This is a genomic window from Prevotella sp. LMAG:51, from assembly GCF_008680225.1.
Classification (GTDB): domain Bacteria; phylum Bacteroidota; class Bacteroidia; order Bacteroidales; family Bacteroidaceae; genus Prevotella; species Prevotella pectinovora.
In genome coordinates this window covers 1-22,333 of record NZ_NALQ01000023.1, presented here as the reverse complement: position 1 = coordinate 22,333, position 22,333 = coordinate 1, and the positions used below count along the sequence as shown (strand labels likewise).

The window sequence follows — 22,333 nt, the reverse complement described above, 5'->3', positions numbered from 1 at the left end:
GTCCCTCCCCTTCGGGGGAGGTTAGGTGGGGGCTGGATGGCAGTATGCGGAGTAATAATAATTGTTTCCCCACGGCTCAGAATTACGAATAGGAAACGGCTTCCTGTGCAGCCGGTTTATCTTGGTTTATCGCTTGTATTCTTTTGCGAGGTGGTGACAAGGTCGCCACCGATTCCTGTCATACAGGTAGACTGTCGAGAGCTTGCTCTCGTAAGGGCGACCTGTGTGGCAGGAATCAAGCCGTAAGGCTCGCAAAAGGATACAGGGTTTTATCCCGTTTTTTGTCTGATAATGAATACAAGTCCTCTTAATAAAACGACGGGCAGACAAGCCGACGAAGGAATATCCTTGTCAGCTTGACTGCCCGTCTGATTGTCTACTTGTCTACTCGTATCTCGTCTACTAGTAACTCGTTTACTTATTTACTCGTATCTCGTCTATTAGTCTACTTGTCCCCGGTTTAGTATCCGAAGATTTCCTCTGTAGAGAGTTTCTTCACCGGTCCGATCTTCTCGAGCGACTTCATGTCGATGTCGCTCTCGTCGCCGAGGATGATGTAGCGGAAAGGCTTGTTGGCGATGTTCTCGTTGACGAACTTCACGAGGTCTTGCAGCGTGATCTTCGGGAGCACGTTATACACCTTCTGCTGCAGACTGTATTCGTAGCCCAGTTTCTTGGCGTTGAGATAGCTGTAGATGATGTTGAGCTTAGTGGTGCGGCTTGCCTCGATGCGCTTCATTTCTGCCTGCTTGGCGATTTCGAATGCCTTCTCCGACTGCGGCACGTTGTTCATGATGCTGTTGAAGGTGGCGATACAGTCCGTCATCTTGTCGTTCTGAGAGATGATGCTGGTGAGGAAGAATTCCGAGTCGGCCGGGCGGTATGGTGTCAGATAACTTGCCCATGCGCTGTATGCCAGTCCGCGGCTCTCGCGCAGCTCCTGGAACACCACGGTGTTCATGCCGCCGCCGAAGTATCCGTTGAACATGTTTATCATCGCCTCGTGTTCAGGTGTCCACTTCTTGCCCTCGTTGTGATACTGATACATGTAGATGTTCTTTGCCTTGTATGGCGCAATCACAACCTCGTTGGCAGGAGTCAGCTCCATCTTGTATGGTCGGCTCTCAGGGTCGGCTCTGAATTTCTTGGGCAGTGCGTGGTATTTGTCCACCACCTTTGCCATGTCCTTCACCTCCATCGGTCCGTAGTAGAGCACGGTGTGCTTGTAGTTCTTCAGGTCTTTGAGCATATCGATGAGCTTCTGCGGGTCGAGGTTCTTCAGCTGTTCGTTGCTTGGGATGTTGCGCTGAGTGTTGTATGGGCCATACATGGCATATTTGGCGAGAGCCCTGAAGTTCTGCTCCTGGTTCATCTTGGCATCCTGGCGCGCCTTGAGGTCGCTCTCCACCCAGCGGCCGAAGGCTTCCTTGTCCACCTTGGCGTTCTGGAGGAAGTTCTCGAAGAGAGTCATCGCCTGCGGCATGTTCTCGCTCAGACCGTTGAGGGTGATGCTCATATTCTCGGTATTCACGTTGATGCTGTAGTCGCATGCCAGCTTGTAGAACTCCTGCTTGAGCTGCTCGGCGGTCATCTTGTCAGTGCCGAGATATCTGAGATAGTCGGCAGCATAGGCGAGCATGTTGTTTGCCTCCTCGCCGAAGTCGTAGCGATAGCTGAGCACGAAGAGGTCGTTGGTCTTGTTCTTCACGTAGAGCACGGGGAGCTTCTTCTTTGTCTGCGCCTTGGTGAGGTCTTTGTCGTAGTCAACGAAGCGTGGTTTGATAGGCTCCACCTTAGAGTTGATGATCTCTGTAACGAACTGGCTCTGCAGGTCGCGGTTAGACGGGATGGCGGTGATCTGCGGTTTGTTTATCTTCTTCTGCGTGTTGTCCACACCCTCCTTCTTGTACACTGCCACGTAGTTGTCGGCGAAGTGTTTTCTGGCAAATGCCATGATGTCCTGCTTGGTCATCCGGGAGATGCGGTCGAGATATGTCACGTGGTCATTCCAGTCTTTTCCGTTCACGAAAGCCTGCACGAACTCGTTTGCTCTCCACTGGTTGCTCTCGAGCTGGTTGTTGTAGTTGAGCTTCATGTTGTTTACCACCGATGGCAGCAGGTCGTCGCTGAAGTCGCCTGTCTTGAGCTTAGCGAGCTCACCGAGGAGCAGGTCGCGCACGCTGTCGAGAGTCTGTCCCGGCATCGGCTGGCCGAAGAGGATGAACTCAGAGTATTCGTTCATTCCGTTGCAGAATGCTGCGGAATACTGGCATTTCATCTTCTGGTTCACGTTGAGGTCGAGGATTCCCGCCATGCCGTTTGAGAGCATTTCAGAAATCACGTCGAGGGTGTCAGACTGCAGCGATGCAGCCTTGTCGAACTTCCATCCCAGCATCATGCACGATGCCTCCTGTCCCACGATTGTGGTGTCGCGTGGCGATGTGATGGTAGCCACGGGGGCGTAGGTGGGGAACGAGAGGTTGTCGCTCTTCTTCCATGATCCGAAATACTTGTCTATCTGTGCTATCACCACATCGGGGTCGAAGTCGCCAGCCAGACAGATTGCCATGTTGTTTGGCACGTAGTAGCTGCGGAAGTAGTTCTTGATGTTTGTTATCGAAGGGTTCTGCAGATGCTGCTGGGTGCCGATAGTGGTCTGTGTGCCGTATGGGTGTGTGGGATAGAGCAGCTTGTGGAGCGAGTTCCAGAGCTTGTTGTTGTCCTTTGCCAGTCCTATGTTATACTCCTCATACACAGCCTCGAGCTCTGTGTGGAAACCGCGTATCACCATGTTCTGGAAGCGGTCGCTCTCCACCTTGAGCCAGTTTTCCACCTCGTTTGAGGGGATGTTCTCCACATAGCATGTCACGTCGTTGCTGGTGTAGGCGTTGGTGCCTTCGGCTCCGATTGACGACATGAGCTTGTCGTATTCGTTGGGGATGAAATACTTTGCGGCAATCTGCGAAACGCTGTCGATTTCGTGGTATGCCTGCCGGCGCTGTGCCGGGTCGGTGAGCTTGCGGTAGTGCTCGTAGCGGCGCTCGATGTCGTCGAGGTATGGCTTCTCCTTGGCGGCGTCTACGGTACCGAACTTTGATGTTCCCTTAAACATGAGGTGCTCCAGATAGTGTGCGAGTCCGGTGGTTTCGGCAGGGTCGTTCCTGCTGCCGGTGCGCACTGCGATGTAGGTCTGGATGCGCGGTGTTTCGCTGTTCACCGAGAGATACACCTTCAGTCCGTTGTCGAGGGTGTAGATGCGGGCGTGCATAGGGTCGCCGGGCACCGCCACATACTTGTAATCTTTTGCCTGTGTGCCGATGGAAAACACGGCGAGACAGGCTACAAACATTGACTTTAATTTCATAATATTTATTTTAGGATAATAATTTGTTCTTTCTTGTTTTTTTTGTTGTTACTTTGCAACTGAACTTCAGCCCCCTCTCGTTCTCAAACCCATCCTAACCTTCCCCAAGGGAAGGGACAAGTTACTTTGCCAATGAACTTCAGCCCCCTCTCGTTCTCAAACCCATCCTAACCTTCCCCAAGGGAAGGGACAGGTTACCCTGCCAATGAACTTCAGCCCCCTCTCGTTCTCAAACCCATCCTAACCTTCCCCAAGGGAAGGGACAAGTTACTTTGCCAATGAACTTCAGCCCCCTCTCGTTCTCCCCCGTAGGGGAGATGCAGGCTACTCCGCTTCGGCAGAGATTGGGAGATGCAGGTTACTCCGAATTGTCAAAGACAGGTTGATGCAGGTTACTCTGTTACTGTCATAGACTGGTGGATGCAGGTTAGTCTTGCTTTATGACAAACCGATGACAGTCAGCCAATGGTATCTGTCCCTCCCCTACGGGGGAGGTTAGGTGGGGGCTGATGTCATTGGCAGAGTAACCAGTTCCTTCCCTTTGGGAAGGTTAGGATGGGTTAGCGGTTAGGAGGGGGCTGGTGGCAATTAGTCTTTTCATATATCATGATAGACTTACCAAGTCCACCCAATCTGTCCCCTCTGATTCACTAAGCCGGCTCCTCCTCTTCGAGTTTCGCCAGGAATCCGTTCAGAGTGGCATCGTCCACGTCGCCCAGTTCGTATTCGCGCTCGGCGTCGCGGCGTACCATATCATACCATTCGCGGCGCGCCTCATGACAGCTGCCTATCAGGCGGCGGCGGTCGTCGGCATCCATACTGTTCCATCCGTAGATGGCATCAGCGATACGCAGTGCCAGTTTCCTGTCGATGTCGGTGTCGAGACTTCCGCCGTCGTAGTAGCGGCATATCTCTGCCATGAGGTCTTCTGTGGTGTCTATGTTTCCGCTGGTGATGGCGTCCACGATGCGCATCACGCTGGCGTTGCTTATCTGCATTCCGCCGAGGTCGGCAAAGAGCGACGCTCCCCTGCTGAGCGGTCTGCCGAAGGTCTGGCTCGCCGGTGTGTCGTCAAACGAGGTGTTGTAGTCCGCCTCCTCGTCGGCCGACTTCAGATGGCGGTTGAGATATAGCTTTATGGCGAGCGTGTATAGCGATATTCCCTTTTCGAGCGCCGACCGCTTTATCAGCGACCCGTCGGCGGTCTGATACACTTCTCTGGCCCCCTTCTGGTCGCGCAGGGCTTCGAGCGTCACCTTCGCCTCCACCACCTTGGTCATCGTTGAGGGGTTGAGCCACTCGGTGTCCACCATGCTCCGGCGGCTGCCCTGCGGGCGCATGTCGCGGCGTGGCCATTTTGCGGTGTCGCGGTAGGTGCCCACGGTGGCGATGTTGCGTGCCGGCACGATGTAGGTGTCGGTGCCGTCGCCGATGATGTATGAGAACGGCAGCGACGAGGTGTCGGGATGTGTGGCAATCTTGCCCATACACATCGTGAAGGCTCCGATATGTGCCGGCCATAGGATGTGGGCGCCGCTCGCCGTCTTGGCTCCGCGCTCCATGATGCCATAGTGGATGGGTCCCATCTTGTAGGCGTGGTTGCTGAAGTTGGTTCCCGAACCGGCGTTGTAGAAGGAGTACATTCCTCCGATGAGCAGCGTTGACTTGTGGTGGCTCACGCTGAACGGTCCGCAGAATGCGGCGCATGCCTCTCCGTTGGCCATGTATGAGTTGGCGAAGAAGAGGCTGTCGGTGGCTGAGAATCCGTCGGTCAGCGTGGAGTTCTCGCCGATGAAGCAGTTTTTGGCTATCGCATTGTTGCTCACCGACGAGCCGAGGGTGACGATGCATCCGTCGATTATCGCTCCGGCTCCCACAAACACGCTGTTGTCCCGTCGGCTCCACAGCGTGGTCTCGCTGATGCGCTGCGCTCCCCTCACCTCTGTCCATTGGGTTATCCAGGAGTTGGTGATTTCTATTGTGTCGGTGATGTGCACGTTGTCTTCTATCAGCGTGCGCTTCGGCATCCGGCTCATCACCTCCTCCATCACCATTCTCCTCACGGCGTCTTTAGCCTGGCGTCGGGCTTCTATGGTGGCGTCGGCGTCGTCATACTGTTCGCCCAAGCATGGCGGCAGCACTGTGAGGGCTGCTATCTGACTTGTGAGTCCGGAATAGAGCACCACGTTTCCCTCTCCCGCCTCGTTCATCACGCTGATGGTGTTTCCCTGTCCGAAGGTGGTGCCTTCGGTGGTCTGTATCACGCTCACGTTGTTGACGATGCAGTTGTCGCCGATGTCGGCGTTGCAGATGAATGCGCTCACGTTCTCCACGAGGGTGTTGTCTCCGATGGTGGAGTTTATGATGCGTGCGTGTCGTATTCCGGTGGGCAGTTCGTATCCCATGTCCGTGGTCACGGTGTCGCTGTTAGACCCTATGCTGCATTCTCCTATGAACTGCACGTCGTAGAGCCTGTCGGCAGAGAAGTTCTCTCCCACGGTGATTTTCTGCCAGTCTTCAGCGTGGCAGCGGTTCTCTTCGAGCCGCTTTATCTCTGATGGTGTGAGTGTGCGCATGATGTGTGTGTGGTGTATGGGGTTCTTTTTAATTTTGTTCTTCCTCGCTGTAGTCCTGATACAGGAAGTCGTTGTAAGGGTATTTCTGCACGTGCAGCTCTCTCACTCTCTTGTATATCACGTCTCTCATCTCCTGAATGTTTATCTTCTCGCGTGCCGAGATGAAGAGGCAGTCGTCTCCCATCTTCGCCATCCAGGTCTTCTTCAGGTCGTCGAGGGTCATGTTCTCCTTTGTGGCAGGCGTGAGGTCGTCGGCCTCTTTTTCCACCCATGTGTATGCGTCTATCTTGTTGAAGATTATCATCGACGGCTTGTCGGCGCATCCCAGGTCGGCGAGAGTCTTGTCCACCACCTTTATCTGCTCCTCGAAGTCGGGGTGGCTGATGTCCACCACATGCAGCAGCAGGTCGGCCTCGCGCACCTCGTCGAGGGTGCTCTTGAAGGAGTCAACGAGGTCTGTGGGCAGCTTGCGTATGAATCCCACGGTGTCGGCGAGCAGGAACGGCAGGTTCTCCACCACCACTTTTCTCACCGTGGTGTCGAGTGTGGCGAAGAGTTTGTTCTCTGCAAACACCTCGCTCTTCGACATGAGGTTCATGAGCGTAGACTTTCCCACGTTGGTATATCCCACGAGTGCCACGCGGATGAGGCGGCCGCGGTTTTTGCGCTGTGTGGTCTTCTGCTTGTCAATCTCGGCGAGTCGCTCCTTGAGCAGCGACATGCGCTGCAGGATGATTCGGCGGTCCATCTCGAGCTGCGTCTCACCCGGTCCGCGCAGTCCCACGCTTCCCTTTCCGCCTCCCGAACCAGATCCTCCTCCCTGTCGTTCGAGGTGGGTCCATAGTCGCTGCAGTCGTGGCAGCATGTAGCGGTATTGCGCCAGCTCCACCTGCGTCTTGGCGTTGGCGGTCTGTGCGCGCATGGCGAAGATGTCGAGGATGAGGGATGTGCGGTCGAGGATTTTCACCTTCAGCTCGTTTTCGATGTTGCGAATCTGCTTTGCCGAGAGCTCATCGTCGAATATCACCATACCGATTTCTCTCTCTGCGTCTTCCTCGTCGAGTATATATTGCTTTATCTCCTCGAGCTTTCCCTTGCCCACGTATGTAGTCTGGTTGGGACCGTTCACTCTCTGCGTGAATCTCTTCACGGTGACGGCGCCGGCGGTGTCGGCAAGGAATTCCAGTTCGTCGAGATACTCCTTGGTCTTGGCCTCGTCCTGTTCCTTCGTGATGAGTCCCACGAGTACGGCTGTTTCGGCCTTGACTTCTGATATTACGAATTCTTTCATCTATGTCGTTGTCTTATGATATGCTAATATGAAGAAATTATATGCAATAGTAAAATATATGCAAAGATAGTGCAAACCGAATGCAAAATATCAAACTTGTTTGAATAATTTGCTGAGGTGCAGCCTATCTTATGCAAAGATAATGCAAGGCGAGAGCAGAATGAAATAAATGTATTTATTTCTTATGCCGAGCCGAAGCTTATCTTATGCAAAGATAATGCAAGGCGAGAGCAGAATGAAATAAATGTATTTATTTCTTATGCCGAGCCGAAGCTTATCTTATGCAAAGATAAACTAAAAAGCTGATTCAACATATATATTATGGTGAAAAATCTCTTTTGCGACGGGCAATAGCGAATATACAACACAGATATTGTAATTGCGTGTTACTCACAGATATTGTAATTGCGTGTTACTCACAGATAAATTTATTCCGTGTTGCCGTTGTGTCCCCAGCCTGCGGCAGGGACACAAATAAAAAAAGAAACACGGATACCACGGACTTGACACGGATTGGTCTTTCACGGATCTTTTTTTGATTATATTTTAGTCAATGATTCTTGGATTTAGCTTAAGGATTTATTGGGATTTGCGAGTGCTGGGGCACTCCCTTTCCTGGCATCTTGTCCTCAGATTTTCAGACAAAAACTTAGAGGGATAAACCGGCTGCGCAGGAAAGTTGTTATCTATTCGTAATTCTGAACTGTGGGGGAACAATAATTATTACTCCGCATACTGCCATCCAGCCCCCACCTAACCTCCCCCGCAGGGGAGGGACAGATACCATTGTTAGTATTATTGTCGTTAGTAGTTATCTGATTATCATTGGCTTATCAATAGCAATAGTAACTGTCCCTCCCCTTCGGGGGAGGCTAGGTGGGGGCTGATGTGATTGGTTGAAATCAGAAGCAGAGTAATCCGCCTTGGGTTTATCAAGGTTTTTGTTCTTATATAAAAGTTGTTACTCAGCATATCGGCAACAGCCCCCACCTAACCTCCCCCGTAGGGGAGGGACAGATACCATTGTTAGTATTATTGTCGTTAGTAGTTATCTGATTATCATTGGCTTATCAATAGCAATAGTAACTGTCCCTCCCCTTCGGGGGAGGATAGGTGGGGGCTGAAGTGATTGGCTGAAATCAGAAGCAGAGTAACTTGTCCCTTCCCTTGGGGAAGGTTAGGATGGGTTTGAGGATAGGTGGGGGCTGATGTGATTGGTTGAAATCAGAAGCAGAGTAATCCGCCTTGGGTTTATCTTGGTTTTTGTCTTAAAATCATCAGCCGATGTATTGGCTAAGACAAAGGAGTGCAGACCCACTCCCTTTACTGGCGTTGTCGGTTTTTACGGTTCAAATTACAGATGTCTCCTCATCGCATCCCCCTCAAGACCAGGCAACACAAAAATAATCTACTCCTTGTCATTGCATTTCCAATCAAAAACTGTATCTTTGCACGTGGTGGATGCCTTGGCTTCCCCCGCAATACGACTGTAGCATGACGAGGCCATGCGCTCACGCCCCTATGGACAAGCTGGCGCAAGGCGGAAAAAAGAAAATCAAAGACACATAATATTATAAAAACAAAACATTATGGCAACAAAACCAGATTTCAAGTATGCTCCTATGTTCCAGATGGGCAAGGACAATACTGAATACTATCTGCTCACCAAAGAGGGTGTGTCGGTAGGAGAGTTCGAAGGAAAGAAGATCCTGAAGGTGACAAAAGAGGCGCTCACAGCCCTGGCACAGCAGTCTTTCCACGACGTGGAGTTCATGCTCCGCAGAGAGCACAACCTGCAGGTGGCCAAGATCCTCAGCGACCCGGAGGCTTCAGAAAACGACAAGTATGTGGCTCTGCAGTTTCTGCGCAACGCCGAAACGGCAGCTAAGGGAATTCTCCCGTTCTGCCAGGACACCGGTACTGCCATCATCCACGGAGAGAAGGGACAGCGCGTGTGGACAGACTTCGAGGATGAGGAGGCTCTCTCTCGCGGTGTCTACAACACCTTCACCGAGGACAACCTGCGCTACTCCCAGAACGCACCGCTCAACATGTATGACGAGGTGAACACACGCTGCAACCTGCCGGCACAGATTGACATCGAGGCTACAGAGGGCGACGAATACCGCTTCGTGTGCGTGGCAAAGGGTGGCGGTTCTGCCAACAAGACATACTTCTATCCGATGACAAAGGCCACGATACAGAACGAGGGCACACTGCTCCCATTCCTCGTGGAGAAAATGAAGAGTCTCGGAACGGCAGCTTGTCCGCCATACCACATCGCATTCGTAATCGGCGGAACATCGGCTGAGAAGAACCTGCTCACCGTGAAGCTCGCCTCTATAAAATACTACGACTCGCTGCCTACTACCGGCGACGAGACAGGACGCGCCTTCCGCGACATCGACCTGGAGAACAAACTCCTGGAGGAGGCACACAAGATCGGACTCGGAGCACAGTTCGGAGGCAAATACCTGGCTCACGACATCCGCGTGATCCGTCTGCCACGCCACGGCGCAAGCTGCCCAATCGGTATGGGAGTGAGCTGCTCGGCAGACCGCAACATCAAGGCGAAGATCAATGCCGACGGTATCTGGATCGAGAAGATGGACAGCAACCCGTCGGAGCTGATTCCTGAGGAATACCGCAAGCCGGGCGAGGGAGCAAAGGGTATCGAGATTGACCTCGACAAGGGTATCGACGCAGTGCGCGCCGAACTCACGAAATATCCTGTCAGCACCCGCGTCAACCTGAAGGGCACCATCATCGTGGCGCGCGACATTGCCCATGCCAAGCTCAAGGCGCGTCTCGACGCAGGAGAGGAGATGCCGGCATACTTCAAGGATCATCCTATCCTTTACGCCGGACCGGCAAAGACTCCGGAGGGATATCCTTGCGGATCTATGGGACCTACCACTGCCAACCGCATGGACCCATACGTAGACGAGTTCCAGTCACACGGAGCATCGCTCGTGATGATTGCCAAGGGCAACCGCGGACAGGTGGTCACCGACGCATGCCAGAAGCACGGCGGTTTCTATCTCGGCACCATCGGCGGTGTGGCTGCAGTGCTCTCACAGAGCTCTATCAAGAGCATCGAGTGTGTGGAATATCCGGAGCTGGGCATGGAGGCAATATGGAAGATCACCGTTGAGGACTTCCCTGCATTCATCCTCGTTGACGACAAGGGCAACGATTTCTTCAAGCAGCTCAAGCCTTGGTGTCCTAACTGCAAGTAAGTTTAAACCCAAAACGCCCTAATGACCGATTTGGGTTAAAACAAAGGCATTATAATAATCCGGCAGAAACGTTGACCAGCGTGTCGCGTTCCTGCCGGATTTTTTCGTCCGTTTCCTCACGAAATGTGAGAGAAACCTATTGCATTCCCTCATAAAATGTGTATATTTGCAGCGTTATTCCCTCACGAAATGTGTATGAAACGGCATTTGTTCCCTCACGAAATGTGTGAGTAATGGTGTTCGTTCCCTCACGAAATGTGTATGGAATGATGCTTGAATAGTTGCTAAGTACTTGAGACTTAGTATGTTCAGTATGTTTATTGTGAATTAAAAGTATAAGGTATGGAAAGGACGGCAATCAAAGCACTCCAGGAATGGAAGGCGAAGGCATATCGTAAACCTCTTATAGTGGAGGGGGCGCGACAGGTGGGAAAGACCTGGCTCGTGAAGGAATTTGCACGCCGAAACTACAGGCAGCTGGCTTATGTCAACTTTGAGGAGATGAAGATACTGCGCAATCTCTTTGAACAGGATTTCGATATTCCGAGGATTCTCACGGCTATAGGTGCCGTGACGGGTGTGACGTGCAGTGAGGGCGACACGCTGATTTTCCTCGATGAGATACAGGCTGCTCCGCATGCCGTCACTTCGCTGAAATATTTTGCAGAGAATGCTCCCGGATATCATGTTATCGCTGCCGGATCGCTGCTCGGGATAGAGCTGCATCGCGGAGAGTCGTTCCCCGTGGGAAAAGTTGATTTCCTCACCCTTCATCCGATGAGCTTCGTGGAGTTCGTGATGGCGATGGGAGAGGAGAACCTGTCGGAAGTGCTGATGGCCGGCGACTGGAATATGATGGCGATGCTCTCGCCCAAGTTTCAGGAGCTGCTCAGGTATTATTACTTTGTAGGCGGAATGCCCGAGGCGGTGTTGAGCTTCAGTCGCAACCGGGACTGGAAGGAGGTGAGGGCGCTGCAAACGGCGATACTCAGCAGTTATCAGAGGGATATGTCGAAGCATGCCCCTTCAGAAATTGTGCCGCGCATCGTGGACTTGTGGAAATCGCTTCCGGCACAGTTGAGCAAGGAGAACAGGAAGTTTGTGTATGGAGTAGTGCGAGAGGGAGCAAGGGCGCGTGAATATGAGATAGCCCTGCAGTGGCTTCAGGATGCCGGACTGATATACAAGGTGTGTAACGTGAAGGCTCCCCGGTTGCCGCTTGTGAGTTATGAAGACAGGGCGGCGTTCAAGATTTTCGTGCTCGATGTGGGGCTGCTTGGCGCCATGTCCAGTCTGAAGCCCACTACCATAGTGGCTGGTAACAGTATCTTCACCGAATTCAAGGGAGCGCTGACCGAACAGTATGTGTTCCAGCAGCTCATCCTCAGATACTCGCCATATTATTATTCAAAGGCAGCCAGCACACAGGAGATAGACTTCCTGCTTCAGGATGACGAAGATGCCATCGTGCCGCTGGAGGTAAAGGCAGAAACGAACGTCAGGGCGAAAAGCCTGCGCCAGTTCGTTGCCGACAATCAGTCGCCCAAGGCATTCCGCATCTCGATGAACGACTACAAGGAGGAGGAATGGGTCACCAATGTTCCTCTGTATGCCGTGGACGGATTCGTGTTTTAGTGACGGATTTGTCATGATATATATATGAACCGCCTTCCGACATCAGCCCCCACCTAACCTCCCCCGAAGGATAACCCATCATAGCCTTCCCCCAATGGGTAACCCATCCTAACCTTCCCAAAGGGAAGGAACAAATTACTCCGCATACCGACTTCTGCCCCCACCTATCCTCCCCCGTAGGGGAGGGACAGATACCCTAGACTGTCTTATTGTAGCTTGCAGCTACTTGACTGTCAATGGCTTTTCGTTAACAATGCTAACCAGCATCTCCCCTACGGGGGAGACCGAGAGGGGGCTGATGTTCATTGGCGGAGTAATTTGTCATGATATGGCAAGACCGCAGACTTCCAGCCCCCACCTATCCTCCCCCGAAGGGGAGGGACAGACACCATAGCAAGTAATATTATCGTTAGTAGTGGTCTGATTATCAATGGCTTATCAATGGCAATAGTAACTGTCCCTCCCCTTCGGGGGAGGCTAGGTGGGGGCTGATGTCATTGGCTGAAGATGTCTTTGACAAAGCAGGGTAACTTGTTCCTTCCCTTGGGGAAGGTTAGGATGGGTTTGCCCTTGGGGAAGGTTAGGATGGGTTGCCCTTGGGGAAGGTTAGGATGGGTTTGAGAACGAGAGGGGGCTGAAGTGATTGGCAGAAATCATAGGCAGAGGATGGAACAGGCGGTTATAGTCTTGATTGCCGATAGGGGAAATAGCCTGATGAACGACATTTATTTCCCGTTACAATATTTTCCGATACAATATTATCCGTTGCAATATTATCCGATGCAATAATTTCCCATTGCAATATTTTCCGATACAAAAAAAATAGAGACCACCTCTTGTTGATGGCCTCTATTTTTATTCAGTTATATGTTGTCCGGTCGGCGGTTGCTATGCCCGGACAGTCTGTTCTTTCATCATCCGATTCCACTTGAAGTAGCCGGCTACGGCGATTGCAACATATAGTCCGTAGAGTCCTGCCTTGAAGGGGATGCCCTTCACCACATAGAGATAGCAGCACACCACGTCTACCGCAATCCAGAACAGCCATTGCTCGATGTATTTCTTTGCCAGCGCCCACAGGCCGATGAAGCTCAGGGCATTGGTGAAGGAGTCGAGCAGCGGCACCGTACTGTTGGTGAACTTCACCAGAATCCAGTATGTTGCCGCCCATGCCGCCACAAACGCCACAGCCACCGGAGCATATCTCCTTGCTGGCATGTGGGTGATGGGCAATGCGTTCTTCGGTGCGTCGCCCATCCTCTTACCTCTCGCCAGCAGGCTCTTCAATGCCGTGCCGTATCGCCACATGGCATATCCGTAGATGCCGGCGAGGGTGTAGTATGCCGCCATTCCGGCGTCGCCGTATAGCCCGTGGCTCCAGTAGAGCCAGATGTCGAGAGCCGGCATTATGATGCTCACGAGCCAGAGGGCGATATGTGCGCGGTATTCCAGCCAGATATACAGTAGGCCCAGCAGCGTGGTGAAGATGTCGAGCCAGTGTTCGGTGATAAATTCAGTCATGATGTAGTCTTATGATTCCAGTGGGAAGTATTCCGTCATTTATAATCTCGATGGGATTTTCCCCGTCATCTTAGAATCTCAGCGTGATGTTACCCATCATCGTGAATCCCGCTGCCGGCACATATCCCAGATAAGACTTGCGGGTGTCGCCCTCATACCATCCCCAGTCGTAGCCCATCACGGCATAGTGGCGGTCGAAGATGTTGTTGAGGTCAAGACCGAGCTTCACGCTCTTCAGTCCGCAGCCCTTCAGGTTGATGGTGTAGCTCATGTTGATGTCGGTCTGAGAGAAGCTTGGCAGCTGGCGCTCGCTGCTCTCAGAGTTGTCCACATACTGCTTGCTCACGAAGTTGGTGTGCCATGTGGCGTTGAAACCCTGATAGTGGAAATCCAGGAATCCGTTGAGTATGGCGCTTGGCGAGTAGGCGAGGGTAGACTTGTCGTAGTGGTTCACGTGGTAGCCCAGATATTCGTCGAAGTCCTTTATCTTGTTCTGGCTCAGAGCGGCGTTTCCCTCCACGCTCATCCATGAGAGCGGTGCCCATCCGGCGGTCAGCTCCACACCCATGCGGTAGGAGTCCTTGATGTTTGTGGTCAGTGCCTCGCCGATGTCGCTCGTCTGTCCTGTCTGTGCAATCTGGTTGTCGTAGGCCATATAGTAGAAGTTTGCTCCGGCGTGCCAGTTGTTGCCAGTATACTGGTATCCCAGTTCATAGTCGGTCACCTGCTCCTTCTTCGGGTAAGGGTAGTTGCCGTTGTCGGTATAGTTGTTGCGCTCCGGCTCACGGTTTGCGAGCGATACCGATGCGTAAGCCTTGTGTCCGCCGTTGGTGTAGCTCACTCCGGCCTTCGGGTTGAAGAAGTTGAAGTCGTCGTCCACGTCGAGTCGCTGTGCGTAGTAGTTGCCGTCGCTTCCCGTCACGAACTTGTCGTTGATGCCGTCGGTCTTGTATCCCACGTGGCGGTACTGCAGGTCGGCGAATACGTTCCAGTTGTCGAGGAATGTGTATGCTGCCTTCACGAATGCGCTGTAGTCATCCTTGCGTGCGTCGGAGTCGTAGTATTTGTATTTGCCGTGGTTGTCGAAGTATTTCTGTTCCAGTGCCTCGTCCTTGATGTATGTGAGATATCCCCAGTGGCTGCCGCGGAACTGCTGCAGGTTCACTCCTCCGGTCACGTCCCACTCCTCGTCCTTGTAGTTCACGTTATACACCAGTCCGTAGGCGTTCTGTGTGAGTCCCTTCAGTCTCACGGCGTCGCTCTTGATGAACTTGCCTGCGTCGTTGCGTTCGTTGATGCCGAATTTCTCAGCCAGCGACTTCTTCACCTTCAGGTCCTTGTAGTATCCGCGTCCGTAGGTGTAGTGCAGGGCGGCATTGTGAGTCCAGTGTTCAGAGGGTTGCCATGTGGCAGAGAGGATGTTGTGGTTCTGGTAGAAATTGTCCGTCGTGCGGTCCCATGGAGTGCCGTCGCGGTAGGTGAATGGAGTAAGCTTGTAGTTGCCGTTCTCATCCTTGTCGTAGTTTCCGAGCAGTGTGTTGCTGCGTCCCAGTCCCATCTCGTATATCTGCTTGTAAGACTCAGTTCCTTCCGGTCCGGTGATATAGTTCCAGGCCTGTCCGGTCTTCTCGAAGTTTCCGATATTCTTGTATCTTATCTGGAAGTTGTCGCCCAGCCATGTCAGTCCGCCGTAGTATGAGCCCGAGCGTCCGCGGGTGCCGTCAACGAATCCGTCGGTTGCCGTCTCGTGGTATGCTCCGTCGAATATCAGGTGGTTGAAGAGCAGTCCGGTGGAGAAGCTTGCACCCGTGTTGTAGGTGTTGTAGGTGCCGTAGGAGCCGGTCAGCTCGGCGAACGGCTTCACCTGAGGCGCCTGTGTGGCGAGCGAAATCGAACCTCCGAACGCACCGTCACCGTTTGTCGACGCTCCCACACCTCTCTGTATCTGCACGCTGCCCAGCAGTGCGGCATAGCTGTTCATGTTAGCCCAGAACACCTGCTGGTCTTCAGGCGAGTTGAGTGCCACTCCGTCGAGAGTCACGTTGATGCGGCTTCCCGCAGCACCACGCATGCGGAGGTATGTCGTTCCCGTTCCGATACCGTTCTCGCTCCATGATATTATTCCCGGTGTGCGAGAGAAGAGGTATGGCAGTTCGCGGCCCGTAGTTGAGAAGTCTTTCAGTTCCGATTTCTCGATGTTTGCCACGGCGAATGGAGCGTTCTTCTGTGCTCTCACTGCCTTCACCACCACCTCGTTGAGCTGGCGCACCTTCACGGTGTCTACGTCTTTCTGTGCAAGGGCGTTCTGTGCGCATAGCGTACATACCACTGCCATTGCCACTTGGTTGATTCTTTTCATCTTAACCTGTTTTTTTTATTGTTGTTTTGTTACTTTTGGCTTCCCTTTTCTGTCGTGGGAATCAGTTGCGCTGCATCTGTTCCTGCATCTCTCAATCTCTGCCGAAGCGGAGTACCCTCCATCTCCCAATCATTGCCAAAGCGGAGTAGCCTGCATCTCCCAATCTCTGCCGGAGCGGAGTAGCCTGCATCTCCCAATCTCTGCCGGAGCGGAGTAGCCTGCATCTCCCAATCTCTGCCGGAGCGGAGTAGCCTGCATCTCCCAATCTCTGCCGAAGCGGAGTAACCTGCATCTCCCAATCTCTGCCGAAGCGGAGTAGCCTGCATCTCCCAATCTCTGCCGAAGCGGAGTAGCCTGCATCTCCCAATCTCTGCCGGAGCGGAGTAGCCTGCATCTCCCAATCTCTGCCGAAGCGGAGTAACCTGCATCTCCCCTACGGGGGAGACCGAGAGGGGGCTGAAGTTCATTGGCAGGGTAACCTGTTCCTTCCCTTCGGGAAGGTTAGGATGGGTTATCCTACGGGGGAGACCGAGAGGGGGCTGAAGTTCATTGGCAGAGTAACCTGTTCCTTCCCTTCGGGAAGGTTAGGATGGGTTATCCTATTCCCTGTTTCTCCACGATCAGTCATGAAGCCAATATCGCGGTGGGCATTATGGTTTCTGAGAGTTGCCATATTGCCCGTCGTTTTCGTTAATGAATCAAGGGGAGTGTAGTCATTGTAGTCGTTTTCGCCTACGCCGGCATTATCCGGATCAGGTCTGTAGGGTATGGTCTCAGCATCCGCAACGGCGGCAGCACCCCTTAGCCGGCAGTTTGCCGACCGGGTGCAAAGTTACGTCTTTATTATGTCACGGCAAAATATTTCTCCACCTTTCCGCCTTTCTCCGCTATTTCACGAGTCGACGAGTTGACGAGTTGACGAGGAGTTTTCCGTCACCTACTCGTATCTTCTCCGCTATTTCTCAAGTCGCGAAGTTGCTATATATATAATAAGGTGATATGGCGTGTAATTCATTCAAATATTTTCGACACGGCGTATAGGGGGATTATGTCGATGCGCTTGTTGGCGGGACTCATGAACGAACCGAAATTCTCGAGCGAACATCTGATGCCTCGGGATATGTGCTTCTGTTGGTTGTTCATAAGCGAATACATGCTGTTCATCGAACCTTTCACTCCCGATTTCACCTCTATCGGCACTATTTCGTTGCCTTTTGCTATCACGTAGTCCACTTCGGCGCAGGTGCCTTTGTTCATATTCTGCCAGTAGTATAGCTGGTGGCGCTTCTGGGGTGATGAATATTTTATCAGTTCCAGTCCGGCAATCATTTCAGACACGCTTCCCTTGTCCACGAGGTCTGTACTGCTTTCCAGCATCATCTCCTTCACTATTTCGTCAGTGTCGTCGTCGATGCCGAGTATGCCGAGCAGTATGCCGCTGTCGAGAATCAGGTATTTCACCACTCTCTCATTTATCTCCGCTCCGAGCGGCACTCCGTTGGCATCCGTGTGGTAGGCAGGGATTATCAGTCCGGCGTCGCACAGCATTCTGATGGCGTTTTTCACTTCTGCCGACCTGTAGTCTCCTTCCACCCTGTTGCATACGAATTTTCCTCCCGTCTGTCGGGCTATGCTTATCAGTGTACGTCTCAGGAGCGTGGGGTTTGCTTTGGCGCCATATTTCGCGAAGTCGTCTTGATAGCCCTGTATTATTTCATTCACCACATCGCTGCTGTATCTGTACGACCCTGTCTCTGCGTATGTTGCCACTGCTTCAGGCATTCCTCCCGTGAGCATGAAGCTGCGAAACCGTTCTGTTATCCTGTTGTAGAATGGGGTGGGGAGAGGGTTGTCCGGTCCGCATTCCCTTTTGGCCGCCAGCAGTCCGTCGTCGCCTGTTGCCATCAGGAATTCGTCGAACGACATGGGGTAAACGAACAGCGAGCTGACGCGTCCCACTCCGAACGACGAAAGGTCTTTGAGTGCGAATTCCAGGAGCGATCCTGCCGCAATGACGTGGAGTTCCGGATAGTCTTCTTTGAAGAACCACAGACTGTGTATCACATCCTCGCTTTTTTGTATCTCGTCGAGAAAGAGCAGTGTCTTGCCGGGTGTCACGGGCACGTTGAAATAGTCAGACAGTTTTCTTGTGATGTCCTTCACGTCGCGGTTTCCCTTGAACAGTTCTGCCAGTTCGGGAGTCTTTTCGAAATTTACTTCAATGAAGTGTTTGAAGCACTTTCCCAAATGGCGCACCGTGGATGATTTTCCCACCTGTCTGGCTCCCCTCACGAGCAGGGGCTTTCGGCGAGGACTGTCTTTCCATTCCAGCAAAGCCTTGTCGATGCTTCTTGTCAAATAATCAGCTGCCATATAAGTCCTTTATTTTCTCTACAGTTAGTGATTGCGTGTAGAGGTTGTTATTGTTTTCAGAATCTTGTGTGAGTTATGACTCTCGTTGCAAAGTTACTGATTATTTATCATATATCACTGTTTTTCAATGCTTTTTGCTAAAAGAAAGACCTATCAGACATTGTTTTCTGCTAAAAGATAGACCAATCATGCGGTGTTTTCTGCTAAAAGAAAGACCTATCGAGTGTTGTTTTTTGCTAAAAGAAAGACCTATCGAGCGTTGTTTTTTGCTAAAAGAAAGACCTATCGAGCATTGTTTTCTGCTAAAAGATAGACCTATCGGGCGTTGTTTTCTGCTAAAAGATAGACCTATCGGGCGTTATCTTCTGCTAAAAGATAGACCTGTCGAGTATTGTTTTCTGCTAAATCTTTGATTCGTTTCTTTTGAAAGTGAAAATATCTTGATCAGCGATGGAGAGGCATTCCGTCTTTCCGGCAGAGCAACGCTGCATTCTGCCGGCTGGCTACCGTCTTGTGTTAAATCTGAATTATAAGATAAATTTAAATACCGATTGTTTCTTATTTATGAAACATAATTCCTATCTTTGCAGCAAATAGAAAATATATGTCACAAAATATCTTCCGACTTGTCTTGACTGACGAGGCACAGAACTTCATTGAGAGTTTACCCGAAGCGGTATCCTACAAGATCTATTACAACATCAAGCGTGTTGCAGGTGGGGAACGCAACAAGGAACTTTTCAAGAAATTGGAAAACACGGAGATATGGGAATTTCGTACATTGTACAACAAAACCGCTTATCGTTTGTTTGCCTTTTGGGATAAGGACAAGGATACATTGGTGATTGCCACTCACGGAATTATCAAGAAAACCCAAAAGACGCCAGGCAAGGAGATAGCTAAAGCTGAAGCAATAAGAAAAGAATATTTCAAAAACAAATAATTATGGCACAGATGAATCTTACCCCATTGGACGATGTGCTTGACAAGCACTTTGGAAAAGTTGGTACTCCGAAACGTGACGCCTTTGAGAGTGATGTGGACGATGCATTGCATGCTTATCGTTTGGGAGAAGCCATCAAGAAGGCTCGTATAGAGCAGAACTTGACACAAGAACAACTTGGTGAGCGCATAGGTGTGAAAAGAGCGCAGATTTCCCGATTAGAGAGAGGTTATAGCATAACTATTCCAACTATGCGAAGAGTATTCAAGGCTCTTGGTGTGGTGACAGCTACCATAGATTTGGGTGTTGCCGGAAAAGTGGCCTTGTGGTAAAAGCTGCAAGGCGAAGTAATAAGCCGCACGACTGCAAGCTGTGATTAAACGCTGCATTCGGTCGGCTGGCGACCGCTTGTGTGGGATTATCTGAAGAGGTCGTCAAGTGTCAATACGGATACGAAAAGGTCGGAATATTCGTTCTTCGCCAGTTCCGTGCCGCCGATATATGTGAGGTGGAAGGTGTAGTCAGGATATTTCTCCTCCATCTTCTGCAGCCTGGTTGTCAGCGTCTGTGCATATTGTCTTGTCAGTGTGAATGGCGATTTGTAGAATTTCATCTCGCACAGGTTCACCACATCGTCAGCACGTTCTATAATCAGGTCTATCTGCATGCCGTCGTGTTCTCCCTCTCCACGCACCACATACGACGACTCCACCGATGATACTCCGCCGATATTCAGCGCCTGTTTTATCTGCGCTATATGCAGGAAGCAAATTTCCTCGAAGGCTATTCCCCGCCATGAGGCGATGTCGCTCTCTCTGAGATGCCGCTGCCAGTAGTCTTCCTGTTTTATTTCCTTGCTCTCTTTGAAGTGGAGCCAGAACCAGCAGAATGAGTCCACGAGCTTGTAGCGCTCATCCCTGCCGCCCGAACCGAACGGCACGTATCTTATCACGAAGTCGCTGCCTATCAGTGCCTTCAGCATCTTTGTGAGGTCCCCGTTGGCCTTCAGCCCAGTCTTTTCGGTTATCTCCTTTCTTGTGAATCCGGCATGTCGCGTGGCGAGTAGCCTTACGATGCGCATGCAGTCGTCGGCATTGTCGAAAACGGAGTTGAAGAGTCGTTCAAACTCGTCTCCCAGTTTTGCGTTGCGGGCAAAGAACAGCGTGTCGATGTTTTGTGCCAGACTATATGCCGGATTGAAGAAATTCATATAAAACGGTATTCCTCCCATCACCATATACGCCTGCGCCACGTTGTATCTCGACATCTTTATCCCTCGGCTCGCATAGAAATCTTCGCTTTCCTTCAGTGTGAATGGCGAGAGCTTGATCTCTCCCGTCAGTCGTCCATACAGTCCGCCTTTGTTGCTTATCAGATTGTCGAGCATCCATGATGTTGCCGATCCGCATACTATGAGGAGCAGATTGTGGCGCATGTTTCCCCATCCGTTCCAAAACGCCTCCAGGGCAGTCAGGAATCCCGACCGTGCGGTGTCCATCCATGGCAGTTCGTCGATGAATACCACCTGCCTGCTTCCGTTGTCGCAAGTGTCAAGGAATCTCTCCAGCAGGAAGAACGCCTCCATCCACGATTTCGGCTGGGCTATATTCTCCATCCCGTGGCGGATGAGCGAGAAATAGAAGTTCTGCAGTTGGGCTTTCAGCGTCACTTTGCGTTGCCTGTCGTATGGCGACAATCCTGTGTGGTGGAACACCATGTCGTCGTGGAACACCTCGTTTACGAGGAATGTCTTTCCAACACGCCTGCGGCCATATACTGCCACGAATTCAGCCCTGCCACTGTCGTAGTATCGTCTGAGCTCTGCTATTTCCTTTTTTCTTCCAATGATGTCACACATAGTCTTGCCTTTTTTTCTTTTTGCAAAGATAGCGATATTTTGCAAATTCCAGCAAAAAACAGCGTTTATTCCGCTACGAAGGGTGTGAAATGAGGGTTAGCGGCGGAATAAACGATGTTTTAACACGATTTTAACATAAGGGCACCATTGGGGTTTCCTTGGATTTAGGCATTTACCCGTCTCCAGATATGATATTCTGACAACAAATATCCGCCCCTGCGATTTCAGACAAAAACCGGGATAACCCCAAGGCGGATTACTCTGCTACTGAATTCAGTCAATCACTTTAGCCCCCTCTCGTTCTCAAACCCATCCTAGCCTTCCCCAAGGGAAGGAACAGGTTACCCTGCCAATGAACTTCAGCCCCCACCTAGCCTCCCCCGTAGGGGAGGGACAGATGCCATTGGCTTTTGATTATTGTCTGTAGCTACTAGATTGTCAGTGGTTTATCATTAACAATGGTAACTAGCTTCTCCCCTACGGGGGAGAACGAGAGGGGGCTAATGTGATTGACTGAAATCAGTCGCCAAAGTAACTTGTTCCTTCCCTTTGGGAAGGTTAGGATGGGTTTGAGGTTAGGTGGGGGCTGAAATCTGTATGCGAAGTAACTTGTTCCTTCCCTTTGGGAAGGTTAGGATGGGTTTGAGGTTAGGTGGGGGCTGATGTCGATATGCTGAGTAACAATTTTTATTTAAAGACAAAAACCAAGATAAACCACAAGAGCGCCCTACATGTTCCCCTCTATGATCTTCACTATGCGGTCGTCGGTAGACAGCATCCAGTTCAGGTCGGCAGGCTGTCGCAACCGTCCGTCGCGGGCATTTAGATATGGCGAGTTGGCGGCGCGGAACACGAAGCGGCTGATTTCCTCGTCGGTGTAGTTCTGGCGGAGCCTGACGAGCCTCTTGCGTCTCTCGCCGTTTACCACCCTGATGGGGCGCAGCCTGCTGTTCGTGGATGTCAAAACACTGTTCCAGTAGTTGCTGAAATATGCCAGAAAGCTCTCGATGCGCGCTTCTTTGCCGCCTGCTGCCGATGGTGTACTTCCTTTACTATGCGAACTGGTAGTATTGACACAACTGCCATCTTTGTTATCTGCCGATACCTCTGCATTTTCTTTAGTAGCCGCTTTCTTCGTTCCAGAGCCCTTGTCACAGTCTTTTTCGCCCTTATC

At 51.6% G+C, this 22,333-nt stretch carries 13 protein-coding genes; 4 read left to right on the top strand and 9 right to left on the bottom strand.

All coding sequences use genetic code 11. From position 1 onward, the window contains the following. Positions 1-460 precede the first annotated feature (460 nt). From CCC32_RS08905 to hflX, 3 genes are all read right to left on the bottom strand, one after another. On the bottom strand, positions 461-3,364 hold the full coding sequence (locus tag CCC32_RS08905; RefSeq protein WP_287073859.1) for a M16 family metallopeptidase: 2,904 nt from the start codon (positions 3,362-3,364) through the stop codon (positions 461-463). Positions 3,365-4,014: 650 nt separating this feature from the next. Beyond that, positions 4,015-5,940, bottom strand: coding sequence for a DUF4954 family protein (locus tag CCC32_RS08900; protein ID WP_287073857.1), 1,926 nt, complete (start codon positions 5,938-5,940; stop codon positions 4,015-4,017). A 28-nt stretch (positions 5,941-5,968) separates the two neighbouring features. Next, positions 5,969-7,231: a GTPase HflX gene (gene hflX / locus CCC32_RS08895; RefSeq protein ID WP_022316317.1), complete on the bottom strand. Its 1,263-nt coding sequence runs from the start codon at positions 7,229-7,231 to the stop codon at positions 5,969-5,971. Positions 7,232-8,820: 1,589 nt separating this feature from the next. Here hflX and CCC32_RS08890 point away from each other — a divergent pair. Both CCC32_RS08890 and CCC32_RS08885 read left to right on the top strand, forming a co-directional pair. Next, positions 8,821-10,470 carry a fumarate hydratase gene (locus CCC32_RS08890; RefSeq protein WP_044065595.1) on the top strand — a complete coding sequence of 550 codons (1,650 nt, stop codon included), beginning with the start codon at positions 8,821-8,823 and terminating at the stop codon, positions 10,468-10,470. 342 nt (positions 10,471-10,812) lie between these two features. Continuing rightward, the gene (locus CCC32_RS08885) at positions 10,813-12,105 is read left to right on the top strand and encodes an ATP-binding protein (protein WP_287073854.1); all 1,293 of its coding nucleotides are present in this window, start codon (positions 10,813-10,815) and stop codon (positions 12,103-12,105) included. 888 nt (positions 12,106-12,993) lie between these two features. Here the strand turns inward: CCC32_RS08885 and pnuC are convergent. From pnuC to CCC32_RS08865, 4 genes are all read right to left on the bottom strand, one after another. After that, complete coding sequence (gene pnuC, locus CCC32_RS08880) at positions 12,994-13,626, bottom strand: nicotinamide riboside transporter PnuC (protein WP_287073853.1); 633 nt, start codon at positions 13,624-13,626, stop codon at positions 12,994-12,996. 70 nt (positions 13,627-13,696) lie between these two features. Further along, the gene (locus CCC32_RS08875) at positions 13,697-15,985 is read right to left on the bottom strand and encodes a TonB-dependent receptor (RefSeq protein WP_502705614.1); all 2,289 of its coding nucleotides are present in this window, start codon (positions 15,983-15,985) and stop codon (positions 13,697-13,699) included. A 29-nt stretch (positions 15,986-16,014) separates the two neighbouring features. Next, positions 16,015-16,452 (bottom strand): hypothetical protein, encoded by a 438-nt coding sequence (locus CCC32_RS08870; RefSeq protein WP_287073851.1) that lies wholly within the window; start codon positions 16,450-16,452, stop codon positions 16,015-16,017. A 544-nt stretch (positions 16,453-16,996) separates the two neighbouring features. Next, entirely contained in the window at positions 16,997-18,358 is a 1,362-nt protein-coding gene (locus CCC32_RS08865) for an ATP-binding protein (protein WP_287073849.1), read from the bottom strand. Positions 18,359-18,962: 604 nt separating this feature from the next. Here CCC32_RS08865 and CCC32_RS08860 point away from each other — a divergent pair. Beyond that, positions 18,963-19,301 (top strand): type II toxin-antitoxin system RelE/ParE family toxin, encoded by a 339-nt coding sequence (locus CCC32_RS08860; protein WP_287073847.1) that lies wholly within the window; start codon positions 18,963-18,965, stop codon positions 19,299-19,301. Between the two features lie 2 nt (positions 19,302-19,303). Then, positions 19,304-19,633, top strand: a complete 330-nt coding sequence (locus tag CCC32_RS08855; protein WP_044074140.1) for a helix-turn-helix transcriptional regulator — start codon at positions 19,304-19,306, stop codon at positions 19,631-19,633. 86 nt (positions 19,634-19,719) lie between these two features. Here CCC32_RS08855 and CCC32_RS08850 read toward each other — a convergent pair whose 3' ends face one another. Both CCC32_RS08850 and CCC32_RS08845 read right to left on the bottom strand, forming a co-directional pair. Further along, complete coding sequence (locus tag CCC32_RS08850; RefSeq protein WP_287073842.1) at positions 19,720-21,159, bottom strand: AAA family ATPase; 1,440 nt, start codon at positions 21,157-21,159, stop codon at positions 19,720-19,722. Between the two features lie 727 nt (positions 21,160-21,886). After that, positions 21,887-22,333, bottom strand: a 447-nt coding sequence (locus CCC32_RS08845) for a hypothetical protein (protein WP_287073839.1), incomplete at its 5' end; no start/stop codon positions are given.

Bases quoted from the DNA above. Each gene is read 5' to 3' on its own strand.
- CCC32_RS08875 (WP_502705614.1), bottom strand. From the start codon at position 15,985: ATGAAAAGAATCAACCAAGTGGCAATGGCAGTGGTATGTACGCTATGC.
- CCC32_RS08865 (WP_287073849.1), bottom strand. From the start codon at position 18,358: ATGGCAGCTGATTATTTGACAAGAAGCATCGACAAGGCTTTGCTGGAA.
- CCC32_RS08905 (WP_287073859.1), bottom strand. From the start codon at position 3,364: ATGAAATTAAAGTCAATGTTTGTAGCCTGTCTCGCCGTGTTTTCCATC.
- CCC32_RS08890 (WP_044065595.1), top strand. From the start codon at position 8,821: ATGGCAACAAAACCAGATTTCAAGTATGCTCCTATGTTCCAGATGGGC.
- hflX (WP_022316317.1), bottom strand. From the start codon at position 7,231: ATGAAAGAATTCGTAATATCAGAAGTCAAGGCCGAAACAGCCGTACTC.
- CCC32_RS08870 (WP_287073851.1), bottom strand. From the start codon at position 16,452: ATGAACTTCAGCCCCCTCTCGGTCTCCCCCGTAGGGGAGATGCAGGTT.
- CCC32_RS08850 (WP_287073842.1), bottom strand. From the start codon at position 21,159: ATGTGTGACATCATTGGAAGAAAAAAGGAAATAGCAGAGCTCAGACGA.
- CCC32_RS08885 (WP_287073854.1), top strand. From the start codon at position 10,813: ATGGAAAGGACGGCAATCAAAGCACTCCAGGAATGGAAGGCGAAGGCA.
- pnuC (WP_287073853.1), bottom strand. From the start codon at position 13,626: ATGACTGAATTTATCACCGAACACTGGCTCGACATCTTCACCACGCTG.
- CCC32_RS08855 (WP_044074140.1), top strand. From the start codon at position 19,304: ATGGCACAGATGAATCTTACCCCATTGGACGATGTGCTTGACAAGCAC.
- CCC32_RS08860 (WP_287073847.1), top strand. From the start codon at position 18,963: ATGTCACAAAATATCTTCCGACTTGTCTTGACTGACGAGGCACAGAAC.
- CCC32_RS08900 (WP_287073857.1), bottom strand. From the start codon at position 5,940: ATGCGCACACTCACACCATCAGAGATAAAGCGGCTCGAAGAGAACCGC.